Genomic DNA, 25,217 nt, shown 5'->3' with positions numbered 1-25,217 from the left:
CCGGATGAACAAGCCGGTTCCACCCCACGCGCCGCTGCTGGAATATTATGAAGCGCCGGCGAAACGTTCCGATTTCGTGCGAAACTTGTTCAACCGCACGGCGGAATCCTATGACGGCATCAATGCCGCCTTCGCGCTCGGCTCCGGCCCCTGGTACCGGCGCCGCGCCCTCCGCCAGGCCGGCCTCGCCCCCGGGGCACGGACGCTGGACGTCGCCATCGGCACCGGCCTGGTGGCGCGGGAGGCGGCGGCGATCCTCGGCGGCACGCGGGACCTGGTCGGCCTCGACCTCAGCGAAGGCATGCTGGCCGTGGCCCGCCGGCAGCTTGGCCTGACCCTGGTGCAGGCGCGGGCGGAGGCGCTGCCCTTCGCAGATGCCAGCTTCGACTTCGTCAGCATGGGCTACGCGCTGCGCCATGTCGCGGACCTGTCCGCGCTGTTCGGCGAATTCCGTCGCGTGCTGCGCCCCGGCGGCCGCGTGCTGGTGCTGGAGATCGCCCGGCCGGAAGGCCGCCTCGCCCATGCGCTGCTGCGCGGCTACATGGGCGCCGTGGTGCCTGCGCTGAGCCGCCTGTCCGGCCGCGAGTCGGCCACGCTGATGCGCTACTACTGGGACACGATCGAGGCCTGCGTGCCGCCCGCCGAGATCATCGCCCGCCTGGGTGAGGCGGGGCTGGCGCAGGTGGGCTGCGCCACCGAGCTTGGCATGATGCGCGCCTATTCGGCCCGGTGCCCGGGGTGAACCAGCCGGGCCTCCTGGCGCTGACCGGGCAGGTGGCGGCGCGCTATGCCGGCGCCTCCCGCTACGCCCGCAATTTCGTCCGCGGCAAGCTGCTGACCGACCCGGCGACGCCGGCCATCCTGCGCCTGGCGCGGCAGGCCGGAGGCTTCGGCGTGGTGGCCGACCTCGGCTGCGGCCGCGGCCAGGTGGGGCTGGCGCTGCTGACCGCGGGGCTGGCGCAGACGGTGCACGGCCTCGACCTGGACCCCGGCAAGATCGCCGATGCCCGCCGCGCCGGCGCCGGCCTGCCGGCGGACTTCGCCGTCGCCGATCTCGGCCGTGCCGAGGTGCCGGCGTGCGACACCGCGCTGATCTTCGACGTGCTGCTGCAGATGCCGGAGGATGCACAGCGTGGCCTGATCGCCCGCATGGCCGCCGCCGCCCGCCGCCGCATCGTCATCCGCGCCTTCGACCCGGAGTGCGGCTGGCGCGCCGGGCTCGGCAGCGCCATGGAGGAAGCTGGCCGCCGTCTGCGCCGGGACGGTTCCGCCTTCCGCCCGCTGCCCCTGGCTGCCATCGCCGCGCCGCTGCGGGCGCAGGGTTTCCGCACCAGCGTCACGCCCTGCTGGGGCTGGACGCCGCTGCCCAACGTCATGCTGCTGGCGGAGCGCGAAGCGCCTTGAGACCCTTTCTGATCGGTGCCTGCCTGCTCGCCGCCCTGCCGGTTTCGGCGCAGGAGGTCCGCCGCCCGCTGCTGGAAGCCGGCGCCTTTCTCGGCGGCGGCCTGCTGCCGGACTACCCGGCCTCCGACCGCGCCGAGCCGCGCGCCCTGGCGCTGCCCTGGCTGATCTATCGCGGCGAGATATTGCAGAGCGACGAGCGCGGCTTGCGCGGCCGGCTGTTCCGCAGCGCCGATTTCGAGCTGACCTTCAACGCCAACGGCGCCCTCGGCAGCCGGTCGGGCGGCGGCGCCCGCGACGGGATGGACGACCTGGACCCGATGGGCGAGGTCGGCCCCTCACTGCGCTGGGTCGCCTGGCGCGACACCGCGCGGCTGACCCGCCTGGTGCTGGAGGCGCCGGTGCGCGCCGCCTTCACCACCGACTTCTCCCGCATCCGCCATCGCGGCTTCGTCTTCGCGCCCGAGGTGTCGCTGGAACGCACCGGGTTGTTCCGGACGGAAGGCAGCCCGGACCGCGCCCGCATCGGCCTCGGCCCGGTCTTCGCCACCGGCAGGGTGATGGATGACTGGTACCGGGTCCGGCCGAGCGAGGCGCGGCCGGGCCGCCCCGCCTACGAAGCCGAGGGCGGCTATCTCGGGATGCGGCTGCAATTTTCCTACCGCGTGCCGGTGACCGACCGCATCTCGCTCACCACCGGTGGGCGGGTGGAGAATTTCGCCGGCGCCGCCAATGACGAAAGCCCGCTGTCGCGGTCCGAATGGAACGCCACGCTGGTCGGCGGCATCTCCGTCTCGCTGTACCGAAGCACTGCCACAGTTACGTCAGGCGCGGAGCCCTATGACTGATCAGTCGCCATCTCAACTTGCTGCGCGAATTTCGACATCGTGTTTCTGATCATTCGGAAGACTGATCTATAAATCGATTTCGATCCTATCGGGGGGAGGCATTCCGGATGAATGTGATGAATGTTACGGCGGTGGTGGAACCCGATCTGGCGCTGGAAGCCGACCTGGCGCGGCTGATCGTCACCGCCCTGTCGCTGGAGACGGCGGCAGAGGAGATCGCGCCGGAGGCACCGCTGTTCGGCACCGGCCTCGGCCTCGATTCCATCGATGCGCTGGAACTCGCCTTGGCCGTGTCCAAGGCCTACGGCGTGCAGCTTCGCTCGGACGACGAGCGCAACCACCGCATCTTCGCCTCGCTGCGCAGCCTGGCCGCGCACATCGCCGGGCACCGGACCCGCTGAGCCGGATGGCGTCCGGCACGCGCCAATTGCTTTCAGGGTCGGCGCTGTGGCTGCTGGCCGTGGCGGTGGAGATCCTGGCGGGTGGCATGCTGGTCTGGTGGGCTGGGCAACAGGGGCCGGCGCTGGTCGCGGTGCTGGTGAACCTGGCAGTGGCGCTGCGCTTCGCGGTGACGTTGCGCCCGGGCCGCGTGCCACTGATCACCCGCTACGCACGGTGCGACGTGGCCGGGCTTCCGCCGCACGGAGAGGGTTACACGCGCGCGCTGACCGCCTTCTGGTGCTGGGTCCTGGCCGGCTTCGCGTTGCTGCACGCGCTTGCCGTGTTCGGCTGGTGGACCACCGCCACGCTGTCGCTGTGGCAATCCGCCGCCTGCCTCGCGCTGTTCCTCGGCGAACACGCGCTGCGCAGCCGTCGCCTGCCGGAACTCGGCCGCGCAACCCCGTGGCGAACCTGCCGCGCCGTGCTGGCTTATCATGCCGCCTGACCTGCTGACCTCCCGCGACGTGACGGAGATCATCTGCCATCGCGACGGCGAGGCGGTGACGGTGGGCCGGTTCCTGGCGCAGGCGGCCACGCTGGCCGCGCGGCTGCCGGAACACGGCCAGGCGGTGAACATCTGCGCCGATCGCTACGCAGCCCTGGTCGGCTTCGCCGCGGCGCTGTGGCGCGGCCACCCGACGCTGCTCGGCGCCCGGCCCGGCGCGGCGACCCAGGCCGAAGGCGCCTACCTGCTGGCCGATGCGCCTCAGCCGGACGCCACGCTGCCGGTGGTCCTGGTGGACCTCGCCTGCGGCCCCGGCACGTTTGCGCCCCCCGCCATTCCGGCCGACCGCATAGCCGCCATCGCCTTCACCTCCGGCTCCACCGGCGCCCCCACGGCGCACCCGAAACCCTGGGGCTCCCTGGTGCAGGGCGCCGCCGCCGCCGCCGCGCGCTTCGGGCTGCGTGCGCAGGATGGCTCGCCCGCCAGCCTGGTCGCCACGGTGCCGCCGCAGCACATGTACGGCTTCGAGACCACGCTGATGCTGCCGCTGCACGCCGCTGTCGCCATCCACGCCGGCGCCAGCTTCTTTCCCGGCGACGTGCTGGCCGCGCTGGAAGCCGTGCCCCCGCGCCGCATCCTGATCACCACGCCGCTGCACCTGCGCGTGCTGCTGGCCGAGGGTCGCCGCCCGCCCGACCTTTTGGCCGTCATCTCCGCCACCGCACCGCTGTCGCGGGAGATGGCGGGTGCGGTGGAGCGCGACTGGGGCGCGCCGATGCTGGAAATCTATGGTGCGACGGAGGCCGGCTCCATGGCGAGCCGCCGCAGCGCCACGGAAGACACCTGGCTGCCCTATGAGGGCATCACCATCCGGCCCGGCCTCGCCGAAATTCCCGGCCTCGGCGCCGTCACCCTGTCGGATGCGGTGGAGCCGGTGGGGGAGGGGCGCTTCCGCCTGCTCGGCCGCGTCGCGGATCTGGTCAAGCTCGGCGGCAAGCGCGCTTCGCTGGCCGATCTCAACCGCGTGCTCGCCACCGTGCCCGGGGTGCAGGATGGCGTCTTCCTCGCGCCGCGCGACCTGGAACGCAATCCGGCGGCACGGCTGGCCGCCATCGTCGTCGCCCCCGGCCGGTCCGCCACGGAGATCCTGGGCGCCTTGCGTGGCCGGCTCGACCCGGCCTTCCTGCCGCGCCGGCTGGAGATGGTGGATGAACTGCCGCGTGACAGTTTGGGAAAACTGCCGCGCGCGGCACTGGCCCGGCTGGTGCAGGAGGAGCCGTGACCTTCCGCGTCCCGCCCGACCATCCGGCGCTGCCCGGGCATTTCCCGGGTCGCCCCATCGTGCCCGGCGTCCTGCTGCTGGACGCTGTGCTGCGGGCCGTGGCGGACGCCGGAAGATCGCCACCGGCGCGGCTGCTGCGGGCCAAGTTCCCGGCGCCCGTCCTGCCTGGCGAGGAGGTGGAGATCACGCTCGACCCGCGTGGCCCCGATCGCGTCGCCTTCACCTGCCGATGCGCCGGCACGACCGTGCTGCTGGGGGAGCTGGGATGGCCGACGCCGCCCTGAACCCGGCGCCAGATTGGGTGCGCGCGCCGGAACGCGGCAACAATTTCTGGCTGCGGGTGATGATCGGCATCACCCGCGCGCTCGGCTGGCACGCGGGCCATGTGCTGCTGTTCCCGATCACCGCCTATTTCCTGGCCTTCTCGCCGCGGCAGCGGGCCTCGGCGCGGCAGTATCTGGGCCGGGCGCTGGGCCGACCTGCGCGCCTCGCCGATCTGTGGGCGCTGTACTTCACCTTCGCTGCCACGATCCTGGACCGCATCTGGCTGGCCTCCGGCCGGACGCGGGATTTCGCCATCACGGTGCACGGGCTGGATGCGCTGCGCGCCCGTGTCGAGGCTGGTCAAGGCTGCCTGCTGTTCGGCGCCCATCTCGGCAGCTTCGAAGCCCTGCGCGCCATCGCCGATGCTGGGTGCCCGGTCGAGGTGTCCGTGCTGATGCATGAGGCGAATGCGGCGCGGGTCAAGGCGGTGTTCGACGCGCTGGGCGGTCCCGGCCGCGCCGCCGCCATCATTCCGCTCGGCACGCCGGATTCCATGCTGCGGGTGCGGGAGGTGCTGGAGCGCGGCGGGCTGGTCGGGCTGCTGGCGGACCGGGCCCCGGCCGGCCAGCGGCTGCATCCTGCGCAGTTCCTCGGCCACCCGGCGCCGCTGCCGACCGGACCGCATGTGCTGGCCGCCGTGCTCGGCGTGCCGGTGATGCTGGCCTTCGGCCTCCGCACCGGCAAGCGCCGCTACGAGGTGCACTTCCAGGCGTTCGCCGAGCAGGTGGCGCCCGGTGGCCGCGCCGGCCGCGATGCCGCCGTCGCCGCCTCCGTCGAGGCCTATGCGCGCGAGCTGGAGGCGATGTGCCGCGCGCATCCCTTCAACTGGTTCAACTTCTACCCGTTCTGGCAGGACGCATGATTTCCGGCCGCCGCACCCTGCTGCTGCTGCCTTTGGCCGGCCCGGCCCTGGCCCAGGACGCGCTGGGCGAGGTGATGCGCGCCCTGGCCGCCGTGCGCGAGCGGCGATCCCGCTTCACCGAGGAGAAGGTAATCCCGGAACTCGACATCGGCCTGCCCAACGAGGGCACCCTGCTGTGGCTGGCGCCCGACCGGCTGGAGAAGCACACCACCTGGCCGATCGATGAGTTCCTTGCCGTGCAGGACGGCCGCCTGCGCTACGAACGCCGCGACCGTGGCACCCAGCGCGACTTCGCCCTGGCGGAGCAGCCCGAGATGGCGGCGCTGGTGGAGGCGATCCGCGCTACCCTGGCCGGCGACCTGCCCGCCCTGCGCCGGCACTACGAGGTTGGGTTCAGCGGCACCCCCGCCGCCTGGAGCCTTGTGCTGACGCCGGAGGCGCTGCGCCTGCGCGGCGCGGTGCAGCGCATCACCATCACCGGGGAGGGCGCGGAGCTTCGCGGCGTGGATACCGAGGGCGGAGGCGGCGTCACCCGCATGCGGATCATGCCCACCCCGTGACCCGCATCCTGGCCGTCCTGCTGCTGCTGGCGGGCCTGACCGGCGCGCTGGCCTGGGTCGCGCCGCCGCGCGCCGACCTCGCCGAGTTCCTGCCGCCGGGCGAGACGCCGGCGACCCGCTTCCTGTTCCGCGAACTGCAATCCGGCGCCGCCACCACCCTGCTGCTGGCCGCCATCGAGGGCGCCCCGCGCCCCGAACTGGCCCGGGTTTCGCGTGAGACGGCCGCCGGCCTGCGCGCTTCGGGTCGGTTTGCCTTCGTCGGCGATGGGTCCGTGGCGCTGGGTGAGGCGGAGCAGGACTTCCTGTTCCACCACCGTTACCTGTTGGCCGATGCCGATTTTCGCGCTGCCGGCCTGCGGCCGAAGCTGGAGGCGCTGTTGGACGGGCTGCGGTCCGCCGCGTCGCCGCTGCTGGCGCGCTTCGGCTTCGCCGACCCGACCGGCGCCTTTTTGGGATTGGCCGCCACCTGGCTTGGCGAATCCCGCGTCGCCACGGTGGATGGCGCATGGTTCGCGCCCGGCGACCCGCCGCGCGCCCTGCTGGTGGCGCGCGGCCAGGGTGCCGGACTGGATGCGCCGGCGCAGCGCGAGGCGATGGCCGCCTTCCACGCCGCCTTCGCCGCTGCCAATCCACCCCCCGGCGCCCGCCTGCTGCTCAGCGGTCCCGGCGTCTTCGCAGCGGAAGCGGCGGAGAGCATCGAGCGCGACGTGACGCGGGTGAGCCTCGCCGCGACGCTGCTGCTGGCGGGATTCCTGTTCTGGCGCTTCCGGTCCGGCGTGCTGCTGGCGCTGGTCGCGGTGCCGCTGCTGGCGGCGCTGCTGGTGGGCTATGCGGCGACCGTCGCGATATACGGCCATGTCCACGCCATCGCGCTCGGCTTCGGCGTCACCATGCTCGGCGTCGCGGTGGATTATCCGCTGCTGCTGCTGACGCTGCGCCGGGCGGACGAATCGCTGGGCGAGGCCGCCGCGCGAATCTGGCCGACCCTGCGGCTGGCGGCGGCCGCCGCCGCGGCGGGGCTGCTGGCGATGCTGGGCTCCGGCCTGCCCGGCCTGGTGCAGACGGCGGTGTTCGGCGGCGTCGGCCTGCTGGCCGCGGCCGCCACCACGCGCTGGCTGTTGCCGCGCCTGGTGCCGGAGAACGCGCGGATGCTGGCGCGGCCGCTGCCGGCGGCGCTGCTGGCCGCACTTGGCGCGCTGCGCGGTCGCCGCAGCCTTGCCTGGGCTGCGCTGGCCGCGGCCCTTGTTGTTCTGCTGGCCACCGGCGGCCCGCAGGCGCAACGCGACCTCGCCGCGCTCAGCCCGGTGCCGGCCGCGCAGCAGGCGCTGGATGGCGAGTTGCGCCGGCAGCTTGGCGCGCCCGATGTGCGCAGCCTGTTCGTCCTCGGCCCCACGACTTCCGAGGCCGGAATGCTGCGCCTGTCGGAGGCGCTGGCCGCCGCCGTGCAGCCGCTGGTCGCCCAGGGCCTGCTGACCGGCCTCGACCTGCCCAGCCGCTACCTGCCCAGCCCAGCGACGCAGCTTGCCCGCCAGGCCGCGCTGCCGGATTCCGCGACGCTGGACGCCGCGCTGCGCGAGGCCGCCGCCGGACTGCCGTTCCGCGACACCGCCTTCCGCCGCTTCACCGAGGCGGTGGCGGCGAGCCGCGACCTGCCGCCGCTCGACCTCGCCGCGCTGGCCGCCGGCGCGCCCACCATCGCCGCGCGGCTCGACCCGCTCATCACCCGGCACGGCGCCGAGGTCTGGGGACTCGCGCCGGCCACCGGCGTCACCGATCCGCTGGCCCTGGAACGGGCCGCCGCGGGGCTGGGCCTGCCCGGCGTGCTGTTCCTCGACGTGAAGCTGGAGATGGACCGCCTGCTGGCCGGCTATGGCCGCGCGACGCTGGGCTGGGCGCTGGCCGGGGGCGTGCTGGTGGCCGGGCTGCTGGCGCTCGGCCTCGGCAGCGCCCGCCGCGCCGTGGCGGTGGCGGCGCCGATCGCGGGCGCCGTGCTGGTGGCGCTGGCGGTCCTGACCATGGCGAGAGAGGCGATCAGCCTGTTCCATCTGGCGGCGCTGCTGTTGCTCGCGGGTCTGGCCATCGACTATGCCCTGTTCGTCGCGTCCGAAGATGAATCCGCAGGAGCCGTCTTGAACTGCGCCGTGTCCACCCTGCTGACCTTCGGCCTGCTGTCCCTGTGCGCCACGCCCGTCCTGCACGGCATCGGCCTGACCGTCGCCGCCGGCGTCGCGGCCGCCTTCCTGCTGGCGCTGGCGCTGGCGCCCAGGACGATGCGCGCATGATGTTTCCCTTACGGATCAGCGCCGGCACCGCCGTCTCGGCGCTTGGCGCCGGCATCGCGCCGATGCGCGCGGCGCTGCATGCGCGGCGCGGCGGGCTGGCGCCCAACAGGTTTCCGGGTGCGCCGCCCGGCATCTGGACCGGTGCGGTGGCGGGGCTGGACCAGGCCGCGCCGCCGCCGGACCTCGCTGGCTTTGATTGCCGCAACAACCGCCTGGCCGAGCTGGCACTGCGCAGCGATGGCTTCGCCGGGGCGGTCGCCGGCGCGGTGCGCCGCCATGGCGCGGATCGCATCGCGGTGGTGGTCGGCACCAGCACCGCCGGCATCGAGCGCACCGAGCAGGCCTTTGCCGCCCGCGCGCCCGACCTGCCGGCCGATTTCGACTACGCCCGCACCCACGACCTGCAGGCGCTGCCGGCCTATCTGCGCGCCCGGCTTGGCCTGCGCGGCCCGGCGCTGTGCGTCTCCACCGCCTGCACCTCCGGCGCCCGGTCGCTGATGGAAGCCGCGAGCCTGATTGCCGCAGGGGTGGTGGATGCGGCGGTGGCCGGCGGCGTGGACAGCCTGTGCCGCCTGACGCTGCACGGCTTCGCCTCGCTCGAACTGCTCAGCGCCGGCCCCTGCCGGCCCTGCGCCGGGGATCGCGACGGCATCAGCATCGGCGAGGCCGCCGGCCTGGTCCTGCTGGAACGCGCCGACGCGGCGGCGGACGGGCCGCTGCTGCTGGGCGCCGGCGCCAGCAGCGATGGCCACCACATGTCCTCCCCGCACCCCGAGGGCCTCGGCGCCGTCGGCGCCATGCGCGCGGCGCTGGCGGCCGCCGGGCTGGCACCCGGCGCGATCGACTACGTCAACCTGCATGGCACCGGCACGCGGGCCAACGACGCCATGGAGGACCGTGCCATGCACCATGTCTTCGGCGCCGGCGTGCCCTGTTCCTCCACCAAGGGCTGGACCGGCCATGCACTCGGCGCCTCCGGCGCGATCGAGGCGCTGGTCGCCGCCATCTGCCTGGAGGACGGCCTGGTGCCCGGCTGCCTCGGCATCGACGCCGCCGACCCGGAATTCCGCAGCGACGTCGCCACCACGAACCGCCGCACGTCCGTGCGCCGGGTGATGAGCAATTCCTTTGGCTTCGGCGGCAGCAATTGCAGCCTGGTGATCGGCGGCGGATGAGGTGCTTCCTCGGTGCCGTCTCCGTCTTCGGTCCCGGCCTGCCCGGCTGGGCCGCTAGCCGGCCCATCCTGGCCGGGACGCAACCCTGGGCGATGGCGGAAGCGCTGCCGCCCGCGCCCGCCATCCTCGCCCCCGGCGACCGCCGCCGCGCCGGTGCCACCACCCGCTTCGCCCTGGCCGCCGCCTCCGAGGCCACGGAGGCCGAGCCGGACCGTGCCGCGCTGGAAACCTTCTTCGCCAGCGGCAACGGCGATGGCGCGGTGGTGGGCGGCATCCTGGATGCGCTGCACGAGGCGGAGGGCGTGGTCTCCCCGACGCAGTTCCACAACTCCGTGCACAATGCGGCGGCCGGCTACTGGCACATCGCGGTGGGCTCCACGATGCCCTCCGTCAGCCTCGGCGGGCATGACGGCGCCTTCGCGGCGGGGCTGCTGGCGGCGATGGGCGCGGTGGCGACGCGCGGGCGGCCGGTGCTGCTGGTCGCCTACGACACGCCGATGACCGCGCCGCTGTCCGACGTGCGGACTACGGCCTTCCCGTTCGCCACCGCATGCCTGCTGCGCCCGGCGGCGGAGGGCGCGCAGGCGATGCTGGACCTGCGCTACGTCGCCGAACCGGCGCCGGAGCCGACCCCCGCCGATGCGCTGGATGCGCTCGCCCCAGGCAACCCCGCCGCCCGCGCCCTGCCGCTGATGCGCGCGGTTGCCGCCTGCCGCGCCGCGCGCATCCGCCTGTCGCTGCTGCCCGACGCGCATCTGGACCTGCGCGTGACGCCATGCTGATGCCGGATCACGCCGCCATCGCGCGCCTGGTGCCGCACCAGGGCGCCATGTGTCTGCTCGACCGCGCGCTGTCCTGGGACGCCACGTCCATCCTGTGCGAAACCGACCGCCACCGCGACCCGGCGAACCCGCTGCGCCGCGACGGCATCCTGCCGGCAGTCTGCGGCGTGGAATTCGCCCTCCAGGCCATGGCGCTGCATGGCGCGCTGACGGCCGGCGCCGCGCAGCCGCTGGGCTTCGTCAGCAGCCTGCGCGAGGTGGCGCTGGAGGCCGTGCGGCTGGACCACCTGCCGGGCCCGCTGCGCATCGAGGCCGCGGCGCTGGTCGCCGAATCCGGCGGCTTCATCTACCGCTTCGCCATCTCCCATGCCGGCTCGGCCCTGCTGCACGGCCAGGCCGCCATCATCCTGTCCTCTCCCTTGGCGGTCCCCGCATGATGCCCCGCCGCGCCCTGGTGAGCGGCGGCGCCAGCCCGATCGGCGCCGCCATCTGCCGCCGCCTTGCGGCCGAAGGGCATGAGGTGCTGATCCATGCCCATGCCGGCCTGCACCGCGCCGAAGCGCTGGCCGCCGACATCCAGGCCGGCGGCGGCCAGGCCCGCGCCTTCGCCTGCGACCTGACGGACATGCCCGCCACCGCGGCCTGCCTCGAAACGCTGCTGGTGGCCGGCCCGGTTCAGATCATGGTCCACAACGCCGGCACGCATGACGATGTGCCGCTGGCCGGCATGTCCGAGCAGCAGTGGCGCGGCGTGGTGGATGTCTCGCTCAACGGCTTCTTCGCCGCGCTGCGCCCGCTGATCCTGCCGATGATCGCGACGCGCTGGGGGCGCGTGGTCGCGATCTCCTCCATCTCCGGCCTGCTCGGCAATCGCGGCCAGGCGAACTACGCGGCAGCCAAGGCCGGGCTGATCGGGGCGGTGAAGTCCGTGTCGCTGGAATATGCCTCCCGCGGCGTCACCGCGAATGTCGTGGCGCCGGGGATCATCGAAAGCCCCGCCGTGGCCAGCGCCATGACCGCGGCCCGCATCGCGGAACTGGTGCCGGCACGGCGCGCGGGACGGCCGGAGGATGTGGCGGAACTGGTGGGCTTCCTTGCCTCCGACCGCGCCGGCTACATCAGCGGGCAGACCATCGCGGTGGGTGGCGGGTTGGGTTGAAGCGGGGGCGTGATGACTTGAGGCCGTTACGGCCGAAAAGTCTGAATCACGCGACCGGACACTTCATTGCGTGCGGTTGCGGACCCAGTCGCCGGCCCGGCCGACCGCGGCGCCGGTGTCGTTGGCGGCGCGGCCCACCGCCTCGCCCGTGCGGCTGCCGGCACGGTCCAGCGCCTCTCCGGTCCGTGCCATCGGGCGGCTTCGTTCGCAGGCGGCCAGCGTCACCAGGCAGAGGGTGGCGAGCAGAATGGGGCGCATGGTGCTGGAGTCTCCGTGATGGGTGTTGGCAGAACCCGCTGCTTCACTCGGCCGCGACGGCAACGGGCGTCGGCCGCTTCTCCGGCATCGCCGGGCCCAGCCCGAAGCGGTGCAGCGCCGACAGCACGTGGAACACGGCCTTGAAGGACAGGATCGGCACCACCGCGCGCGGATCGCCACGCAGGTTTCCGGCCAGCATGTTGATGATGCCGTCGCGCATCCAAAGCGTGTTGCGCGGCGCCATGAACAGGGACCGCATCACCGGGTCGTTGATCCGGTAGATCAGCCAGCCGATGCGGTCCATCGCGCGCGCCAGTTCCCGATTGGTGCGCGCCGCCAGCTTCTGGCCGCGAATCGGATCATCCAGCCAGGCATCGGCGGCCTCGGCACCCAGTTCGCCCGCCGTCATCGCCATCAGCACGCCGGTCGAGAACATCGGGTCGACGAAGCCGAAGGCGTCGCCGATCATCAGGAAGCCCTCGCCATGGCCCTGCCGCGCCCGGTAGCTGTAGTTGCCGGTGGAATAGACCTCGGACACCATCTCGGCACCCTGCGCCCGCGCGGCCACGGTCGGGCTACCGGCGATGCGGGCGGCGAACAGCTCGGCGGCGGTGCCGCGGCGGCCTTTCCAGGCATCCTGGTTGCCGACGAAGCCGATGCTCATCAGCCCGTCCGGCAGCGGGATCAGCCAGAACCAGCCATCCTCCGCCAGGTGGATGCTGATGTAGCCGTCCAACTCGCCTTCCCGCCGCTGCACACCGCGGAAATGCGCGTAGGCGGCGGCGGTGTTGTTGTACTTGTTCGTCTCCTTCACCCGCATCCGCCCGGCCAGGAAAGTGTCCCGGCCCGACGCATCCAGTACGTAGCGCGGGCGGAACTGCACGGAAGCACCCGATGCATCCTGCGCCGTGACGGTGGCACGCTCGCCTGCTGCGCCGAAGGAGACGTCGGTGACCCTGGTGTTTTCCATCGCCGTCGCGCCGCGCTTGCGCGCATTTGTGAACAGCAGCGCATCGAAATCCGCGCGCTTCACCTGCCAGGCATGGGTGCGCGCCTTGTTCAGCGCCTGCGCGAAGGGAAACGCCGCGCTGCGGCCGGTGCGGTCGGAGACGAATTCGGCGCCCGGCTTGTGCACGCCGATCCGCCGCACCTCCTCCAGCACGCCGAGGCGTTCCAGCACATCGAGATTGCGTGGCAGCAAACTCTCGCCGATGTGAAAGCGCGGATGCGCCCCCTTCTCCAGCAGCACGACCCGGCGGCCGGCCATGGCGAGGTGCGCGGCGGCGGTGGACCCGGCAGGGCCGCCGCCGATGACGAGGACATCCGTTTCGCGTGCGTCGTGCATGCGCGGCAGATTCCCCGCCCGCGCATCCCGCGTCAACATCGAGTGGAACCCGCGCGGCGCTGGGGCTTTTCGCCGGCATGACCCAGCAGCCCGATCCCGACTCCATCCGCCGCGACTTCCGCGATGCGGTGAACATGACGACGGCCGAACTGGAACGCTGGCTGGCTACCGAGGAAAGCCAATCCGTCGGCTGGCAGCATGAGGGCGAGACGGAATCCGTCGGCCACCAATCCGGCCGCCGCATCGTCGAGATCCTGCGGCGCCGCCAAGCGGAGCTGACGGAGGACGACCTTGCCCACATGCGCAAGGTCACCGGCTACGTGCACCGCCATCTGACCCAGGGCGGGCCGGCGGAGGGGGTCGAATCCTCCCGCTGGCGGTACAGCCTGATGAACTGGGGTCACGATCCGTTGAAGAAACGCAACTGATGTAAAGGCGTTCATCCCGCCGCGCCGCAGCAAACCCGGCGGCCAGCCCGACCGTTGGCTGCTGATGAAGATCGCACCGCCCCACCCAGCGCCGCGAGTTCCTGCTCGCGCCAGTGCGACCTTCAGCGCCAATCTCGATGCCTGGCGCTTCATCCTGATCGTGCTGGTCGTGCTGAACCACGTCCTCATCATGCAGGAGGATGTCCGGGTCGAGGGCTCGGCGCTGGAACGCGGCATCGTCGCGCTGACCCGTGCGGCGGTGCCGGCGCTCAGCGTGCTTTCGGGCTACCTGCTGGTCAGTTCCCGCCGGATCGAGCTGCTGGACCTGGTGGGCCGCAAGGCGCGCAGCCTGATCCTGCCCTTCCTGGTCTGGAACACCGCCGCCGTCCTGCTGCTGCTGGTGGCGAACGAGATCTGGCATTTCTGGCCGGAATGGGATCTGGCCCGGCAGAGCACCTACCGGCTGGTCAACAGCCTGACCGCCTTCCATGGCGCGCCAGGCAACGCACCGCTGTATTTCCTGCGCGACCTGTTCCTGTGCGTGCTGGCATTCACCTTGCTGCGCCGCGTTGTCGCCAGCGCCGGCGGCTACACGGTGGTCTTCGCGGTGGTGCTGGCGAACTACGTCCTCGGCTTCGATGGCCGCATCATCCTGCGCGACACCATTCCCTTGTTCTTCCTGGTCGGGATCGGCCTGCATCTGTTTCCCGGTGCGCTTGCCGCCTGTGCCCGCTGGACGTTGCCGCTGGCGCTCGGAGCCCTGGCGGTGCTGCCGGCCTGGGCCTTCGGCAGCACCTGGTGGGGCGACCCCTCCCTGCTCGAGATCGGAACGCTGGTGGTCTTCGCTGGCTTGGTCCTCGGGCTGGCGCAGCGGCTGCGGCCGGAAGCCTGGTTGTCCGACTGGGGCCGCGGCTACAGCTTCATGATTTTCCTGTCACACTGGTGGACGCTGCGGTTCCTGGACCTGGGGCTTCGCGCCATGGGGGCGCCCGAAGCCGTCTTCGATGCGCTGGCCGCGCCGTTGGCGGTGCTGGTCGGAATCGTCCTGGCGCAGCTGGTGACGCTGCTGCCGGGCTCCGTTGCCGCCGCGGTCTCCGGCGGCCGAGTCGCGCCCGGCCGCGTCTGGTGGCCCCGCCTACACGAGGCGCGGAGCTAGCACCTTCGTGCATAGGCCGCACCGACATTCAATGATCTCTTTAGTTCAATGATCCCTTCAGCGTGCAAGCTTTCGCTTTCGTCTGGTTTCAATAGGTCACTCGCGAATGGCAGATCAGCGTCCCGGATCCCCGCATTCCTCCCCGCGAATCGGCGAACTCGATGCCCTGCGCGGCATCGCCGCCCTTGCCGTCGTGCTGTTCCACTACCTCGACCGCTACGACGAATTGCACAGCCATGTGACGGAGCCGCTGTTCTACATCCCCTGGGGCGCGCGCGGCGTGCAGCTGTTCTTCGTCATCAGCGGCTTCGTCATCTTCATGACGCTGCAGCGGACGCAGCGGCCGATGGATTTCGTCGTCTCCCGCTTCTCCCGCCTGTATCCGGGCTATTGGGTCGCGATCATCGTGACGACGCTGACGGTGCGCGGGCTCGACGTGGCCTTCTACGAGCGCCCGATGCTGGACGTGGTGATGAATTTTACCATGCTGCAGAAGCTGTCCGTCATCCCGGCCGACGACATCGAGGGGGCCTACTGGACCCTGTATGTCGAGCTCTGGTTCTACGTCGCCGTGCTCGCGCTGTTCACGCTCGGCCTGCTGCGCCACATCGAGGCGTTCCTGCTGGTGGGCCTGGGCGCGGCGATGGTCTGGTGGGCCGGGGAAGAACTGGGCGGCGGCGGCTTCTGGGGCTGGAACCTGACCACCACCTTCGAACTGGTCTTCAACCAGATTCCATTCTTCGTCATCGGCATCGGCCTGTACCGCATCTACATGCAGGAACGTCCGCGCATGGCGATGCTGGTCATCCTGGCGGCGCTGGCCTGCATCACGGTGCTGCATCCGCTGGAGTTCCTGGGCGCCGCCCTGGTCTCCATCGCGGCCTTCGCGCTGGTCCTGACCGGGCGCGCTGGCTTCCTGCGGCAGCCCGTGCTGATCTGGCTCGGCGCCATCTCCTACAGCCTGTATCTGGTGCATAATTTCGCCGGCCGCGCGCTGATCCTGCGGTTGCAGGATGATGCGGGCTGGACGGCGAATGCCTCCGTCGGCGCGGCGCTGGCGGCGTCCCTGCTGATCGCGACCGTGCTGACGTGGTGGGTGGAACGCCCGGCGCAGCGGCTGATCCGGCGCGGCTACGCCGCCTGGCGCGGCCGGGGCGGGCGGGTGCAGCCGGATCGTGCCAGGTCCGGGGCGAAGGCCGGGGCGAAGGCGGGCTGAGGCCGGCTCAGGGCCGGCCTGCGGTCAAAGCAGGCTGACGCCGGCCAACGCCACCGCCGCGATCAGCAGCGACAGCACGATGCCGAGGCCGAGCGGCCGCAGCCCGCGCCGGCCCAGCGCCCGCAGGTCTGTCGCCAGGCCCAGTGCCGCCACGCTCGCCGCCATGAGCAGCGGCACCAGCCAGCGCGACGCATCGGTGGCCAGCGCCGGGACCAGCCCGGTGGAGGCCAGGCCGACCATGCCGAGGAAGCCGAAGGCGAACCACGGCACCTGCACCTTGGTGGCGGTGCCCTGCGCCGCCGCGCCGCGTGCCACCCACCAGCCCAGCGCCATGATGGCCGGCGCCAGCAGCATCACGCGCGCCAGCTTGGTCACGGTGCCGGCCTGCGCCGCCTCCGGCCCGCCCGCCGCGGCGGCGCCCACGGCCTGCACCACCTCATGCAGCGCGGCGCCGGCCCAGATGCCGTATTGCGGCGCGGTCAGGCCCAGCGGCGCCGCCAGCACCGGCAGCAGCACCAGCCCGACCGATCCGCACAACGTGATGACGGCCAGCGCGTAGGTCACGTCCTCGTCCTTCGCGCGCACCACCTGGTTGGCGGCGACGATGGCGGAGGCGCCGCAGATGCCGGTGCCCATGCCAAGCAGCATCGCCAGCCCCGGCTGCACCCCCATCCGCGCGCCGAGCCACACCGCCGCCGGCACCGTCACCGCGACCACGGTGACCGCCAGCGCCAGCGCCCCCGGGCCGAGCGCCAGCACCTCCGCCAGCGTCACCTGCAGGCCGAGCAGCACGATGGCGAAGCGCAGCATCGGCCGGATGGCGGAGGACAGGCCTGGGTCGAGCAATGTCTGCCGGCCCCAGGCCGCTCGGATCGCAAGCCCCGCCAGCAGCGCCAGCACCACCGGGTTCAACGCGGCGATGCCGGAGGCACGGCGCAGCCAGACGGCGGCGACGGCGATGCCGAGGCACAGTGCCAGGCCTGGCAGCTTCGGGCGCAGGGAGTCGAGACGCGAAGCGGGTCCCGGCCGAGGCGATGCATGGCCGTCCACGAGAATCCTCCGAAGGGCAACCCAGGACCGGCGTCGGAGCCAGGAAGGGATGCAAGGCGGGCGGTATAGGCCTGGCCCCACCCCCGACCAACCCGGCGGCGGTGGACTCGGACCCGCATTCCCGGCATGCCAGGACGCTCCGGAGTGGCGATGACGCAACATTCAAGGCCAGATCCCGCCACCCTGCTGCCCGCCGCCGTCGGGGTCACCCTCGGCGCACAGGCGCTGGTGGTGCTGGCCTCCCTGGTGCTGCCGGTGATCGGCGCGCTGGTGCTGCCGGCGATGGGGCTGCCGCAATCCGCGCTGGGCTGGTACGCGGCCGCGCTGTTCGGCGCCGGTGCCATTTCCACCCTGGTGACGCCGCCGCTGGTTGCCCGTTTCGGGCCGGTGCGGGTGCACCAGGCGATGCTGGCCTTCGCGGGATCGGGGCTGCTGGCGATCGCCTCCGGCCAGGCGGCGGCCTTGCTGCCCGGCGCGGTGATGATCGGCCTCGCCTACGGGCCGGCCAATCCGGCGAGTTCCGCCCTGTTGGCAAGGCTGGCGCCGGCGCGGCTGCGCAACCGGGTCTTCTCCATCAAGCAGGTGGCGGTGCCGATCGGCGGCGCCGCGGCCGGGGTGCTGGTGCCGGTGCTGGCGGCGGCCTTCGGCTGGCAGGCGAGTGTCGCCGGCCTCGGGCTGCTGCTGGCCGTGGCCGCACTGGTGATCCAGGCCTGGCGGCGGCGGCTGGATGCCGGCGCTGGCGCCGCCTCCGGGCCGCGTCTCGCCTTGTGGGCGCCGCTCACGGCGCTGGCCGAGGGCGGCGCGCCGCTGCGACTCGGGGCCACCGGGCTGTGCTTCGCCTGCGTGCAGTTCAGCTTCTCCGCCTTCCTGGTGACCGTGCTGGTCGGCGTCGCCGGCTGGACCATCGCCGCCGCCGGCGTGGTGCTGACCACCGGCCTGCTGGTCAGCATCGCCGCCCGGCTGGCGCTGGGCTGGGTGGCGGACCGGGTGGCGCCGGCGCGGGTGCTGGCCGGGTTGGGCGTGGCGATGGCGGCGGCCTGCCTGTCGGGCCTCGCGCTCGGGCCCGGCACGCCGGCGCTGGCGGTGCACATGGTGGCGGGCGTGTTCGGCTTCGCCGCCTTCGGCTGGAACGGCATCTGTTTGGCCGAGGCGGCGCGGATGGCGCCGGCCGGGCAGGTGGCGGCCGCGACCTCCGGCACCATGACGATGATCTATGGCGGCGCCTGTCTCGGCCCGGCACTGTTCGGCGCCGCGCTGGCTGGCGGCGGCGGCGCGACCTGGGGGCTACTGATCCTGGGCGGCTTCGCGCTGGCGCCGCTGGCCTGGCTGCGCTGACGCGTCAGGCGAGGTGGCTGCGCAGCCAGGCGAGCTTCCCGGCGCAGGCCGCCTCCGCCGCCGCCGCCGCCTCCCGGTAGGCGGCCAGGACCTCGGCGCCAAAGGGTGTCAGGGCGCTGCCGCCGCCGCGCGGGCCGCCCTTGGCGGGCGTCACCACCGGCTCCCGGAAATGCCCGTTCATCGCCGTCACCAGGTCCCAGGCGCGCTGGTAGGACATGCCGAGCTGGCGGCCGGCGGCGGCGATGGAGCCGGTGTCGCGGATCGCCTCCAGCAGGTCGGCCTTGCCGGGGCCGAAGGGCAGGCCCTCGGCCAGCAGCAGGCGGATGCGAAGGTCGGCGGACATGGCGGCAGGGAACCACGGATGCGCGGCTTGATCTATCCGCTACGGACGATATCGTTGGCGACAGATAACGCCCGGGTCCGCCCATGCATCGCCGCCTGATCCTCGCCGCGCCGGCCCTGCTGCTGGGCGGTGGCGCCGTCGCGCAGCAACCGGTCACCGTCTTCGCCGCCGCCAGCCTGACGGATGCGCTGCGCGCCCTGGCGCGGGACTGGGCGGCGGAGGGCCATTCGCCGCCGCGCCTGTCCTTCGCCGCCTCCTCCGCCCTTGCGCGCCAGATCGAGCAGGGGGCGGGCGCCGACCTGTTCCTGTCCGCCGACGAGCCCTGGATGGACTACCTCCAGGCCCGCGACCTGATCCGGCCGGAAAGCCGCGTCAGCCCGGTCGGCAATGCGCTGGTGCTGGTCGCCCCCACCACGCCAGCCCGTCCGCCCGTGACCCCGGCGCGCAACACGGACCTGCTGGCGCTGGCCGCTGGCGGCCGCATCGCCACCGGCGACCCGGCGCATGTCCCGGCCGGCCGCTACGCCCGGGCGGCGCTGGAATGGATGGGCCAGTGGCAGGCGGTTTCTCCGCGCCTGGCCCGCGCCGACAACGTGCGCTCCGCCCTGCTGCTGGTGGAACGCGGGGAGGCGCCGCTCGGCATCGTCTATGCGACAGACGCCGCCGCTTCCACTGGCGTCACCGTGCTCGGCAGCTTTCCGGCCGAGAGCCACCCGCCCATCACCTACCCCTTCGCCCTGACCCGCCGTGCCGGTGCCGAGGCCACCACGCTGCTCGCCTTCCTCGCCGGGCCGGAGGCGGCCGCCACCTGGCAGCGCTTCGGCTTCGCCCTGGCGCGCTGAGGCCAAGGGGCATGGATGCCGAAGCCTGGCAGGCCGTGCGGCTGAGCCTGGAGGTCGCCTCGCGTTCCGTCCTGGTGGGCCTTGTGCCGGCCGTGGCCGTCGCAGTGCTGCTGTCGCGCGGCCGCTTCCGTCGGTTTCCGCCGGGACGCTTCCTGCTGGATGCGCTGGTGCACCTGCCGCTGGTGGTACCGCCGGTGGTTGTCGGCTGGGCGCTGCTGATGCTGTTCGGCCTGCGCGGCCCGATCGGCGCGCCGCTGCACGAGTGGTTCGGCATCCGGCTGGTCTTCACGACCGAGGGCGCCGCGCTGGCCACCGCCGTGATGTCCTTCCCACTGATCGTCCGCGCGGTCCGCCTGGGGCTGGAGAATATCGACCCGGGCCTGGAGGCCGCCGCCCGCACCCTCGGTGCCGGGCGCTGGGACCGCTTCGCGACCATCACCCTGCCGCTGATGACGCCCGGCATCCTGGCCGGCGCCGTCACCGCCTTCGCCGCGGGCCTCGGCGAGTTCGGCGCCGTGATCACCTTCGCCTCCAACATCCCCGGCGAGACGCAGACCCTGCCGCTGGCGATCTACACCGCGACGCAGACCCCGGGCGGGGAAGCACTGGCCGCGCGGCTGGCCGGCATCTCCCTCGCACTGGCCGTGGTCCTGCTGCTGCTGGCCGAGTTCATCGCGCGGCGCATGCACCTGCTGCTCGGCCGCGCCTGAGATGCTGGATGTCGCGCTGCGGCACCGCCTCGGGCGAAATGGCTTCGCGCTGGATGCGGCGTTCCAGGTGCCGGAGGCCGGCGTCACCGCGCTGTTCGGCCCCTCCGGCTGCGGCAAATCCACCATCCTGGCCGCGGTCGCCGGGCTGCTGCGGCCGGATTGGGGACACGTCAAGCTGGACGATGCCGTATTGCTGGACAGTTCGGGAAACATCGACCTGCCGCCGGAACGCCGGCGCTGCGGCGTTGTGTTCCAGGATGCGCGGCTGTTCCCGCATCTCAGCGTCGAGACCAACCTGCGCTACGGCCTGCGCCGCGCCCCCGCCGGCGCCGAAGGGCCGGGCTTCGAGGAGGTGGTAGACCTGCTCGGCATCGCGCCCCTGCTGCCGCGCCGCCCGGCCGGGCTTTCGGGCGGGGAACGCCAGCGCGTCGCCCTCGGCCGCGCCCTGCTCACGCGGCCGCGCCTGCTGCTGATGGACGAGCCGCTGGCCGCGCTGGATGCGGCACGACGCGCGGAGGTGCTGCCCTTCCTCGCCCGCCTGCGCGACGCGACGCGCCTGCCCATCCTGTATGTGACCCATGCGCTGGAGGAGGTGGACGCGCTCGCCGACCGCCTGGTGCTGCTGCGCGACGGGCGCGTGCTGGCCGAGGGCGCGGTGGAGGCGCTGTCGGCCCGCACCGACCTGCCGCTGGCGGCGCGGCGCGATGCCGGCGTGCTGCTGTCCTGCACCGTGGCGGCGCATGACGCGGACGGCGGCCTGACCCGCCTGGACTTCGCCGGCGGCACGCTGGTGGCGACATCCCGGCCCGAGCCCATCGGCACCACGCTGCGCATCCGCATCCGCGCGCGCGACGTGGCGGTGGCGACCGAGGAACCCCGCGGCCTGTCCACGCGCAACGTCCTGCCCGCGACGCTCGGGGAAATCAGCGCCGGCAGCGGCCCGCAGGAACGCTTCCTGCGCCTGTCCATCGGCCCCAGCATCGTGCTGGCGAGGGTTACGCAGGACAGCGTCTCACGGCTCGGGCTGGTGCCGGGGATGTCGGTATGGGCGCTGCTGAAGGCGGTGACCTTCGACCACCTGGGCGGCCGCTAGGGCGATCTGGCGCATTTCCCGAGCGGTCAGGCGTAGAGGCCTGACTTGAAAATGCTCTAACCACGCCAGTGGCACGCCACCCGATGCCCCGGCGCCACCTCCCGCAGTTCCGGCACCACTTCCTGGCATGCCCCCGGCCTGGCGATCGGGCAGCGGGTGTGGAAGTGGCAGCCGCTCGGCGGGTTCAGCGGGCTCGGCACATCGCCCTTCAGCATGATGCGCTGGCGCTTCACCGTCGGGTCCGGGATCGGCACGGCGGACAGCAGTGCTTCCGTGTAGGGGTGCAGCGGGTTGGTGTAGAGGTCGCGCGCCGTCGCGATCTCGACGATCCGGCCGAGATACATCACCGCCACCCGGTCGCTGGTGTGTTCCACCACGGACAGGTCATGCGCGATGAACAGGTAGGTCAGGCCGAATTTCTGCTGCAGGTCCTCCAGCAGGTTCACCACCTGCGCCTGGATCGACACATCCAGCGCGGAGACCGGCTCGTCGCAGACGACGAGCTTGGGGGAGACCGCCAGCGCGCGGGCAATGCCGATGCGCTGGCGCTGCCCGCCCGAGAATTCGTGCGGGAAGCGCCGCATCTGGTCGGCGTTGAGGCCCACCGTCTCCAGCAGCTCCACCACCCGGTCCTCGCGTTCCTGCCGCGTCCTGCCGAGCTTGTGGATCACCAGCGCCTCGCCGATGATCGCACCCACCGTCATGCGCGGGTTCAGGCTCGCGAAGGGATCCTGGAAGATGATCTGCATGTCGCGCCGCAGCGTACCGAGCTGGTTGCGGTCCAGCGCCGTGACGTCGCGACCCTCGAAGTGGACGGTGCCGCCGCTGGGCTCGATCAGCCGCAGGATCAGCCGGCCGGTGGTGGATTTGCCGCAGCCGGATTCACCGACCAGCCCGAGGGTCTCGCCCTGCGCGATGTCGAAGCTGACGCCGGAGACGGCGTGCACCTCCTCGATCGTGCGGCGCAGCAGCCCGCCCTTCACGGCGAAGCGCTTCTCAAGGTTCTGCACGCTGAGCAGCGGTTCCGTGCTCATGCGACCGGCTCCGGTGTCAGAATGCAGGCGGCCTTGTGGCCTGGCGCCACTTCGCGGAGCGCCGGTTCCGCCGCGGTGCAGTCCGGAATGGCGTGGCGGCAGCGCGCGGCGAAGCGGCAGCCGACCGGTGGGTTGAGCAGGGACGGCACGGTGCCCGGAATCGCCTCCAGCCGCCGATGCGTGGTCGCCGCCAGGTCGATGCGCGGGATCGAGCGGATCAGGCCCTGGGTGTAGGGGTGGCGCGGGTTGGCGAACAACTCCTCCACCGTCGCTTCCTCGACCACCTTGCCGGCATACATCACGACGACACGCTGCGCGGTTTCCGCCACCACGCCCATCGCGTGGGTGATGAGCAGCACCGCCATGCCGAGGCGCTGCTTCATCTCGTTCAAAAGGTCCAGGATCTGCGCCTGGATCGTCACGTCGAGTGCCGTGGTGGGTTCGTCCGCGATCAGCAGCTTCGGGTTGCAGGACAGCGCCATGGCGATCATCACGCGCTGGCGCATGCCGCCGGAGAACTGGTGCGGGTAGTCGTTCACGCGGCGCTGCGGGTTCGGGATGTTGACCAGCCGCAGCATCTCCGCCGCCCGATCCATCGCGGCGCGGCGGGAGATGCCCTCGTGCTGGCGCACCGTCTCCGCAATCTGGTGCCCGACGGTATAGACCGGGTTCAGCGAGGTCATCGGTTCCTGGAAGACGAACCCGATCTCCTTCGAGCGGATCTTCTGCATCTCTGACGGCGGCAGCGGCACCAGGTCGCGGCCCTGGAAGCGGATCTGCCCCGCCGCGATGCGCCCGGGCGGCATCGCCACCAGCTTCAGGATGGTCATGGCGGTGACGGTCTTGCCGCAGCCGGATTCGCCGACGACGCACAGCGTCTCGCCTCGATCCACGGCAAGGTCGACGCCATCGACGGCGCGGACGATGCCGTCATCCGTCTTGAAATGAACCTTGAGGCCTTCGACCTCGAGCAGCCTTCCACTCACGTGATGCGCCTCGGGTCGAGCGCGTCGCGCAGCCCGTCGCCGATGAAGTTGATGGTCAGGACGGTAAGGAAGATGGCGAGCCCCGGGAACAGCGCCCAATGCGGCGCGAAATCGAGATTGTCCTTGGCGTCGAACAGCAGCCGTCCCCAGGTCGGGATATCCGGCGGGAAGCCGAGGCCGAGGAAGGACAGCGTGCTTTCCGCGATGATCGCCGCCGCCACGTCGATGGTGGCCGCCACGATCACCGGCCCCAATGCATTCGGCAGGATGTGCCGCACGACCAGGCGGGGGCGGGAGGCGCCGAGCGCCCGCGCGGCCTCGACGAATTCCTTCTCCCGCAGCGAGAAGAACTGCGCCCGCACCAGGCGCGCCACCGGCATCCAGCGGAAGCCGCCGATGACGACGACGATCATGATGAAGACGCCGGTCTCGGGTCCCACGATGGCGGCCAGCCCGTCGCGGAACAGGTAGATGATCAGCAGCAGCAGCGGCAGTTCGGGCAGCGACAGGAACAGGTCCGTCAGCCACATCAGCGCGGCATCGACGCGGCCACGGGACATGCCGGCGATGGCGCCGACCAGCACGCCGACGAACACCGCGACCAGCATGGCGGCGACGCCAACCGCCAGCGAGATGCGCCCGCCATGCAGCACGCGCGCCAGGATGTCCTGCCCCAGATCATCCGTGCCGAACGGGTGCTCCCAGGAAGGCCCCTGCAGGCGCGCGGTGAAATCGATCTCGTCGATCGGCAGTGTCCAGACCATCGGCCCGAACACCAGCGACAGCACCAGCAGGCTCAGCACGGCAAGGCTCACCACAGCCAGCTTGTGCTTGCGGAAGCGCCGCCACGCCTCGCCGCCCGGTGTCACCCGCGGCCGCGGGGCGGCGGGTGCGCTAGCTGTAGCTGATGCGAGGGTCGAGCCAGCCATAGATCACATCCGCCAACAGGTTGAAGAAGATGACGAGGCAGGCAAACACGAAGGTCACCGCCATGATCACCGGCGTGTCGTTCGCCAGGATGGCGCTGATCAGCAGCGACCCGATGCCGGGGATGCGGAAGATCTGCTCCGTCACGATGGCGCCGCCGAACACGGTGGGCATCTGCAACGCCACCAGCGTCACCACCGGGATCAGTGCGTTGCGCACCACGTGGCGGGTGGTGATGCGCCCCTCCGGCAGGCCCTTGGCGCGCGCCGTGGTGACGTGGTCGAGCCGTACCACGTCGAGCACGGCGGACCGCACGAAGCGCGTCCAGGCGGCGCCCTGGAACAGGCCGAGCACCGCGATGGGCATGATGGATTGCCGCGCCTGCTCCCACAGCCAGGTGAAGCCGGTGGAACTGAGGTCGGCGCGATAGACGAAGGGCAGCCAGTCCAGCGTGATGGAGAACAGCAGGATCAGCAGCAGGCCGGAGAAGAAGGTGGGCAGCGAGAAGCCGATGAAGGCCAGCGTGTTGGCCACCTGGTCGAATACCGAATAGGGCCGCGTCGCCGCCATCACGCCGACCGGAAGCGCGATCGCCAGCGCCAGCAGCTGCGACAGGCCGATGATGGCCAGCGTGGTCGGCAGCCGCGCCAAGATCAGCTGGTCGACATTCACGCGGCTGACGAAGGAAAAGCCCCAGTCGCCGCGCAGCATGGCCGTCAGCCAGCTGAAGTAGCGGGTCCAGACCGGGTCATCCATCCCCAGGCTGGCCCGCAGCGCCGCCCGCACGTCGGGCGGGATGGCCGGATTGCTCGCCAGCTCCTCGAACGGGTCACCGGGCGCGAGCGCGAGCACGGTGAACAGGATGAGGCTGATCCCGAGCAGGCTCGGGATCGCGATCAGCAGGCGCCGAACGACGTAGTTCGTCACGTCCGT

The 25,217-nt window shown here is 72.1% G+C and carries 29 protein-coding genes; 21 read left to right on the top strand and 8 right to left on the bottom strand.

All coding sequences use genetic code 11. The features are described 5' to 3' along the window. Window positions 1-4 precede the first annotated feature (4 nt). The 14 genes from ACLF3G_RS16440 to fabG all read left to right on the top strand — a co-directional run bounded on the left by ACLF3G_RS16440 (window position 5) and on the right by fabG (window position 11,561). Entirely contained in the window at window positions 5-742 is a 738-nt protein-coding gene (locus ACLF3G_RS16440) for a class I SAM-dependent methyltransferase (RefSeq protein WP_430670478.1), read from the top strand. After that, window positions 739-1,404, top strand: coding sequence for a class I SAM-dependent methyltransferase (locus ACLF3G_RS16435; protein WP_430670477.1), 666 nt, complete (start codon window positions 739-741; stop codon window positions 1,402-1,404). The genes ACLF3G_RS16440 and ACLF3G_RS16435 overlap by 4 nt, the downstream gene beginning before the upstream one ends. Further along, on the top strand, window positions 1,401-2,249 hold the full coding sequence (locus tag ACLF3G_RS16430; RefSeq protein ID WP_430670476.1) for a MipA/OmpV family protein: 849 nt from the start codon (window positions 1,401-1,403) through the stop codon (window positions 2,247-2,249). Before ACLF3G_RS16435 ends, ACLF3G_RS16430 begins: the two co-directional genes overlap by 4 nt. A gap of 107 nt (window positions 2,250-2,356) precedes the next feature. Beyond that, on the top strand, window positions 2,357-2,650 hold the full coding sequence (locus ACLF3G_RS16425; protein ID WP_430670475.1) for a phosphopantetheine-binding protein: 294 nt from the start codon (window positions 2,357-2,359) through the stop codon (window positions 2,648-2,650). A gap of 5 nt (window positions 2,651-2,655) precedes the next feature. Then, window positions 2,656-3,135: a hypothetical protein gene (locus ACLF3G_RS16420; protein WP_430670474.1), complete on the top strand. Its 480-nt coding sequence runs from the start codon at window positions 2,656-2,658 to the stop codon at window positions 3,133-3,135. Further along, window positions 3,125-4,417, top strand: a complete 1,293-nt coding sequence (locus ACLF3G_RS16415) for an AMP-binding protein (RefSeq protein WP_430670473.1) — start codon at window positions 3,125-3,127, stop codon at window positions 4,415-4,417. Before ACLF3G_RS16420 ends, ACLF3G_RS16415 begins: the two co-directional genes overlap by 11 nt. Further along, window positions 4,414-4,701 (top strand): hypothetical protein, encoded by a 288-nt coding sequence (locus tag ACLF3G_RS16410; protein ID WP_430670472.1) that lies wholly within the window; start codon window positions 4,414-4,416, stop codon window positions 4,699-4,701. Before ACLF3G_RS16415 ends, ACLF3G_RS16410 begins: the two co-directional genes overlap by 4 nt. Then, window positions 4,683-5,603, top strand: coding sequence for a hypothetical protein (locus ACLF3G_RS16405; protein ID WP_430670471.1), 921 nt, complete (start codon window positions 4,683-4,685; stop codon window positions 5,601-5,603). Before ACLF3G_RS16410 ends, ACLF3G_RS16405 begins: the two co-directional genes overlap by 19 nt. Then, entirely contained in the window at window positions 5,600-6,163 is a 564-nt protein-coding gene (locus tag ACLF3G_RS16400) for a LolA-related protein (RefSeq protein WP_430670470.1), read from the top strand. Before ACLF3G_RS16405 ends, ACLF3G_RS16400 begins: the two co-directional genes overlap by 4 nt. Continuing rightward, the gene (locus ACLF3G_RS16395; RefSeq protein WP_430670469.1) at window positions 6,160-8,445 is read left to right on the top strand and encodes an MMPL family transporter; all 2,286 of its coding nucleotides are present in this window, start codon (window positions 6,160-6,162) and stop codon (window positions 8,443-8,445) included. The genes ACLF3G_RS16400 and ACLF3G_RS16395 overlap by 4 nt, the downstream gene beginning before the upstream one ends. Next, window positions 8,442-9,620 carry a beta-ketoacyl-ACP synthase gene (locus tag ACLF3G_RS16390; protein ID WP_430670468.1) on the top strand — a complete coding sequence of 393 codons (1,179 nt, stop codon included), beginning with the start codon at window positions 8,442-8,444 and terminating at the stop codon, window positions 9,618-9,620. The genes ACLF3G_RS16395 and ACLF3G_RS16390 overlap by 4 nt, the downstream gene beginning before the upstream one ends. Continuing rightward, window positions 9,617-10,402 (top strand): beta-ketoacyl synthase chain length factor, encoded by a 786-nt coding sequence (locus tag ACLF3G_RS16385; protein ID WP_430670467.1) that lies wholly within the window; start codon window positions 9,617-9,619, stop codon window positions 10,400-10,402. Before ACLF3G_RS16390 ends, ACLF3G_RS16385 begins: the two co-directional genes overlap by 4 nt. Further along, window positions 10,396-10,839, top strand: coding sequence for a phosphotransferase (locus ACLF3G_RS16380; protein WP_430670466.1), 444 nt, complete (start codon window positions 10,396-10,398; stop codon window positions 10,837-10,839). The genes ACLF3G_RS16385 and ACLF3G_RS16380 overlap by 7 nt, the downstream gene beginning before the upstream one ends. Further along, complete coding sequence (fabG, locus tag ACLF3G_RS16375; protein WP_430670465.1) at window positions 10,836-11,561, top strand: 3-oxoacyl-ACP reductase FabG; 726 nt, start codon at window positions 10,836-10,838, stop codon at window positions 11,559-11,561. The genes ACLF3G_RS16380 and fabG overlap by 4 nt, the downstream gene beginning before the upstream one ends. Window positions 11,562-11,624: 63 nt before the next feature. Here fabG and ACLF3G_RS16370 read toward each other — a convergent pair whose 3' ends face one another. Both ACLF3G_RS16370 and ACLF3G_RS16365 read right to left on the bottom strand, forming a co-directional pair. Beyond that, window positions 11,625-11,819, bottom strand: coding sequence for a hypothetical protein (locus tag ACLF3G_RS16370; RefSeq protein ID WP_430670464.1), 195 nt, complete (start codon window positions 11,817-11,819; stop codon window positions 11,625-11,627). 43 nt (window positions 11,820-11,862) lie between these two features. Then, window positions 11,863-13,164, bottom strand: coding sequence for an NAD(P)/FAD-dependent oxidoreductase (locus tag ACLF3G_RS16365; RefSeq protein ID WP_430670463.1), 1,302 nt, complete (start codon window positions 13,162-13,164; stop codon window positions 11,863-11,865). 77 nt (window positions 13,165-13,241) lie between these two features. Here ACLF3G_RS16365 and ACLF3G_RS16360 point away from each other — a divergent pair, with 77 nt between their 5' ends. The 3 genes from ACLF3G_RS16360 (at window position 13,242) to ACLF3G_RS16350 (ending at window position 15,964) form a co-directional block, all read left to right on the top strand. Beyond that, window positions 13,242-13,592, top strand: coding sequence for a DUF3140 domain-containing protein (locus ACLF3G_RS16360; RefSeq protein ID WP_430670462.1), 351 nt, complete (start codon window positions 13,242-13,244; stop codon window positions 13,590-13,592). Between the two features lie 64 nt (window positions 13,593-13,656). Then, window positions 13,657-14,748 carry an acyltransferase family protein gene (locus tag ACLF3G_RS16355; protein ID WP_430670461.1) on the top strand — a complete coding sequence of 364 codons (1,092 nt, stop codon included), beginning with the start codon at window positions 13,657-13,659 and terminating at the stop codon, window positions 14,746-14,748. Between the two features lie 106 nt (window positions 14,749-14,854). After that, the gene (locus tag ACLF3G_RS16350; protein WP_430670460.1) at window positions 14,855-15,964 is read left to right on the top strand and encodes an acyltransferase family protein; all 1,110 of its coding nucleotides are present in this window, start codon (window positions 14,855-14,857) and stop codon (window positions 15,962-15,964) included. Between the two features lie 24 nt (window positions 15,965-15,988). Here ACLF3G_RS16350 and ACLF3G_RS16345 read toward each other — a convergent pair whose 3' ends face one another. Next, window positions 15,989-17,014 (bottom strand): YeiH family protein, encoded by a 1,026-nt coding sequence (locus ACLF3G_RS16345; RefSeq protein ID WP_430670459.1) that lies wholly within the window; start codon window positions 17,012-17,014, stop codon window positions 15,989-15,991. Window positions 17,015-17,164: 150 nt separating this feature from the next. Between ACLF3G_RS16345 and ACLF3G_RS16340 the strand changes: the two genes are divergently transcribed. Further along, window positions 17,165-18,349 (top strand): MFS transporter, encoded by a 1,185-nt coding sequence (locus ACLF3G_RS16340; protein WP_430670458.1) that lies wholly within the window; start codon window positions 17,165-17,167, stop codon window positions 18,347-18,349. A 4-nt stretch (window positions 18,350-18,353) separates the two neighbouring features. On the opposite strand, the gene ACLF3G_RS16335 is transcribed toward ACLF3G_RS16340, so the two are convergent. Further along, window positions 18,354-18,692, bottom strand: coding sequence for a winged helix-turn-helix domain-containing protein (locus ACLF3G_RS16335; RefSeq protein ID WP_430670457.1), 339 nt, complete (start codon window positions 18,690-18,692; stop codon window positions 18,354-18,356). Window positions 18,693-18,775: 83 nt separating this feature from the next. On the opposite strand from ACLF3G_RS16335, the gene modA reads away from it, so the two are divergent. The 3 genes from modA to modC are packed head-to-tail and all read left to right on the top strand — an operon-like array spanning window position 18,776 to window position 21,337. After that, window positions 18,776-19,534 (top strand): molybdate ABC transporter substrate-binding protein, encoded by a 759-nt coding sequence (modA, locus tag ACLF3G_RS16330; RefSeq protein WP_430670456.1) that lies wholly within the window; start codon window positions 18,776-18,778, stop codon window positions 19,532-19,534. Window positions 19,535-19,545: 11 nt separating this feature from the next. Further along, complete coding sequence (modB, locus tag ACLF3G_RS16325; protein ID WP_430670455.1) at window positions 19,546-20,244, top strand: molybdate ABC transporter permease subunit; 699 nt, start codon at window positions 19,546-19,548, stop codon at window positions 20,242-20,244. A gap of 1 nt (window position 20,245) precedes the next feature. Continuing rightward, window positions 20,246-21,337 carry a molybdenum ABC transporter ATP-binding protein gene (modC, locus tag ACLF3G_RS16320; protein ID WP_430670454.1) on the top strand — a complete coding sequence of 364 codons (1,092 nt, stop codon included), beginning with the start codon at window positions 20,246-20,248 and terminating at the stop codon, window positions 21,335-21,337. Window positions 21,338-21,393: 56 nt separating this feature from the next. Here modC and ACLF3G_RS16315 read toward each other — a convergent pair whose 3' ends face one another. From ACLF3G_RS16315 to ACLF3G_RS16300, 4 genes are read right to left on the bottom strand one after another with little or no spacing between them, the layout of a single operon-like run. Further along, a complete protein-coding gene (locus ACLF3G_RS16315; RefSeq protein WP_430670453.1) occupies window positions 21,394-22,371 on the bottom strand; it encodes an ABC transporter ATP-binding protein in 978 nt (325 codons plus the stop codon). Then, a complete protein-coding gene (locus tag ACLF3G_RS16310; protein WP_430670452.1) occupies window positions 22,368-23,357 on the bottom strand; it encodes an ABC transporter ATP-binding protein in 990 nt (329 codons plus the stop codon). Before ACLF3G_RS16310 ends, ACLF3G_RS16315 begins: the two co-directional genes overlap by 4 nt. Continuing rightward, the gene (locus ACLF3G_RS16305; RefSeq protein ID WP_430670451.1) at window positions 23,354-24,226 is read right to left on the bottom strand and encodes an ABC transporter permease; all 873 of its coding nucleotides are present in this window, start codon (window positions 24,224-24,226) and stop codon (window positions 23,354-23,356) included. The genes ACLF3G_RS16310 and ACLF3G_RS16305 overlap by 4 nt, the downstream gene beginning before the upstream one ends. A gap of 25 nt (window positions 24,227-24,251) precedes the next feature. Then, window positions 24,252-25,211 carry an ABC transporter permease gene (locus ACLF3G_RS16300; protein WP_430670450.1) on the bottom strand — a complete coding sequence of 320 codons (960 nt, stop codon included), beginning with the start codon at window positions 25,209-25,211 and terminating at the stop codon, window positions 24,252-24,254. Window positions 25,212-25,217: the final 6 nt, after the last annotated feature.

This window comes from Falsiroseomonas sp. HC035, from assembly GCF_050563525.1.
Taxonomy (GTDB): domain Bacteria; phylum Pseudomonadota; class Alphaproteobacteria; order Acetobacterales; family Acetobacteraceae; genus Falsiroseomonas.
This window is presented reverse-complemented; position numbering and strand designations above follow the sequence as displayed.

Coding starts and splice junctions, on each gene's coding strand:
- ACLF3G_RS16440 (WP_430670478.1), top strand. CDS start 5: ATGAACAAGCCGGTTCCACCCCACGCGCCGCTGCTGGAATATTATGAA.
- ACLF3G_RS16425 (WP_430670475.1), top strand. CDS start 2,357: ATGAATGTGATGAATGTTACGGCGGTGGTGGAACCCGATCTGGCGCTG.
- ACLF3G_RS16420 (WP_430670474.1), top strand. CDS start 2,656: ATGGCGTCCGGCACGCGCCAATTGCTTTCAGGGTCGGCGCTGTGGCTG.
- ACLF3G_RS16415 (WP_430670473.1), top strand. CDS start 3,125: ATGCCGCCTGACCTGCTGACCTCCCGCGACGTGACGGAGATCATCTGC.
- ACLF3G_RS16405 (WP_430670471.1), top strand. CDS start 4,683: ATGGCCGACGCCGCCCTGAACCCGGCGCCAGATTGGGTGCGCGCGCCG.
- ACLF3G_RS16400 (WP_430670470.1), top strand. CDS start 5,600: ATGATTTCCGGCCGCCGCACCCTGCTGCTGCTGCCTTTGGCCGGCCCG.
- ACLF3G_RS16390 (WP_430670468.1), top strand. CDS start 8,442: ATGATGTTTCCCTTACGGATCAGCGCCGGCACCGCCGTCTCGGCGCTT.
- ACLF3G_RS16385 (WP_430670467.1), top strand. CDS start 9,617: ATGAGGTGCTTCCTCGGTGCCGTCTCCGTCTTCGGTCCCGGCCTGCCC.
- ACLF3G_RS16380 (WP_430670466.1), top strand. CDS start 10,396: ATGCTGATGCCGGATCACGCCGCCATCGCGCGCCTGGTGCCGCACCAG.
- fabG (WP_430670465.1), top strand. CDS start 10,836: ATGATGCCCCGCCGCGCCCTGGTGAGCGGCGGCGCCAGCCCGATCGGC.
- ACLF3G_RS16370 (WP_430670464.1), bottom strand. CDS start 11,819: ATGCGCCCCATTCTGCTCGCCACCCTCTGCCTGGTGACGCTGGCCGCC.
- ACLF3G_RS16365 (WP_430670463.1), bottom strand. CDS start 13,164: ATGCACGACGCACGCGAAACGGATGTCCTCGTCATCGGCGGCGGCCCT.
- ACLF3G_RS16360 (WP_430670462.1), top strand. CDS start 13,242: ATGACCCAGCAGCCCGATCCCGACTCCATCCGCCGCGACTTCCGCGAT.
- ACLF3G_RS16355 (WP_430670461.1), top strand. CDS start 13,657: ATGAAGATCGCACCGCCCCACCCAGCGCCGCGAGTTCCTGCTCGCGCC.
- ACLF3G_RS16350 (WP_430670460.1), top strand. CDS start 14,855: ATGGCAGATCAGCGTCCCGGATCCCCGCATTCCTCCCCGCGAATCGGC.
- ACLF3G_RS16340 (WP_430670458.1), top strand. CDS start 17,165: ATGACGCAACATTCAAGGCCAGATCCCGCCACCCTGCTGCCCGCCGCC.
- ACLF3G_RS16335 (WP_430670457.1), bottom strand. CDS start 18,692: ATGTCCGCCGACCTTCGCATCCGCCTGCTGCTGGCCGAGGGCCTGCCC.
- modA (WP_430670456.1), top strand. CDS start 18,776: ATGCATCGCCGCCTGATCCTCGCCGCGCCGGCCCTGCTGCTGGGCGGT.
- modB (WP_430670455.1), top strand. CDS start 19,546: ATGGATGCCGAAGCCTGGCAGGCCGTGCGGCTGAGCCTGGAGGTCGCC.
- modC (WP_430670454.1), top strand. CDS start 20,246: ATGCTGGATGTCGCGCTGCGGCACCGCCTCGGGCGAAATGGCTTCGCG.
- ACLF3G_RS16315 (WP_430670453.1), bottom strand. CDS start 22,371: ATGAGCACGGAACCGCTGCTCAGCGTGCAGAACCTTGAGAAGCGCTTC.